The organism is Gilliamella sp. M0364 (assembly GCF_016100565.1).
GTDB classification, from domain to species: domain Bacteria; phylum Pseudomonadota; class Gammaproteobacteria; order Enterobacterales; family Orbaceae; genus Gilliamella; species Gilliamella apis.
This window is the reverse complement of the sequence record NZ_JACFSF010000020.1, coordinates 1-1,417: the sequence shown is the minus strand read 5'-3', so window position 1 is coordinate 1,417 and position 1,417 is coordinate 1. Positions and strand designations below refer to the sequence as shown.

Here is a 1,417-nt window from a genome sequence, read left to right as displayed (position 1 = left end):
ATATAGTGATCATAACTGTCGTTTGAAGTTTCATCGTTCCAGTTACTACGACCAAACAAGTTAGCACCAGCATAATAACTCATTTTCCCCCACGTTGAAAAAAATGCAGGTGCGAATAATTAAGTTGTGTCGTATTTTTATCAGCCATGTCAATCAGCGCCTTTTTAAGGCGCTAATAAATTTATTTATCTTCTTTCTTCTCATCCCCCCCCCACGACACAAGTTGCACCAACTAAAGGATATGTCTTACCAAGACCCTTGATTATACCAGTAGAAAAGTCCGTGGCGAACTGTAGGGTGCTTTTGCTCGTATCGTCAGGTTTTTCCGGATTAGTTGGCACCGGTTCACTTGTCCAGTAGGATGAGGCATATATGAAATTAGCCTTAGAGTAGCGGTGCAGATGGCCCCACTCAGCAACGAGTCCAGCACCAATTCGTCGCGAATAATGATAAGTATTTGATGGATAAACAACACTTGGACAGTAGCCAGTACATAATGATGCGTTAGTTAATTCCCTAAGGCGTGGAAGACGATAACCTAGATTAATACACCATGATGATTGTTCGGCAACTACACGATCTTTATCACCTCGATTAACGAACCACTGCTTTAACACAAAACCATATTTCAACACGATATCATTATTGTGACTATCTTTACCTTTACCCACCAACTCAAATGTTTGAGGCAATAATGGAATAATTACCTTCTTCTCACCTGCCACCTTATTCGGATTAACTGAATCCCATTGTTTTTTTGTAGCAACGGGGCCCTCTAAGGTGACCCGGACAAGACTAGGATCTGATTTATTTAAATAGGTCATAGTCGCTTTAATATCGCCCTTAGGAGAAACATCCTCCCATGTTAATTGCGTATCAATACTACCTAACACTAAATCAAAATATAAACTATTTGCGCCAGTAGTAGGAAAATTCAGGCCGTAAGATGACGGTTCGGATGACTGAACAAGAAACCCTAAACCGGGGTCCCACATAGAAAAAGGACCTGCACGTACTCCGTCATCTTCTAATTCTAACATAGGTCTAGCAGAGCAAATATCTGCTGTTGGCTGTGGTTTAATATAATAAGTCACATTACTTGCTGTAAAATGAGTACTTTTAGGAATACCATAACCGGAGGATAAGATAACATCATCAGTTCTTAATATCACTCGATAAGGTGCCTTACAAACGGTCGGCACATTGTCACGAGTGACCGGACGGTCATATTTATCAAGGATAGATAAATGCAACTGCCCTGTGACGGTAAAATCATCATCGCCATCATCATCATTCCAATAGTTATAAGGCGTACCGATAAGGGTACTCAATGGTATGGCATTAACATTAGTTGGCACTAACATATCAATATCGGCAAAGCTCTGACCGGCAACTGGCAGTAAAATAGCATGTGATG

Annotated in this window: 1 protein-coding gene; it reads right to left on the bottom strand. The window is 40.7% G+C overall.

Features of this window, described 5'->3' with window-relative positions:
* Positions 1-200 precede the first annotated feature (200 nt).
* Positions 201-1,417, bottom strand: a 1,217-nt coding sequence (locus tag H3U96_RS11060) for a hypothetical protein (RefSeq protein ID WP_198196699.1), incomplete at its 5' end; no start/stop codon positions are given.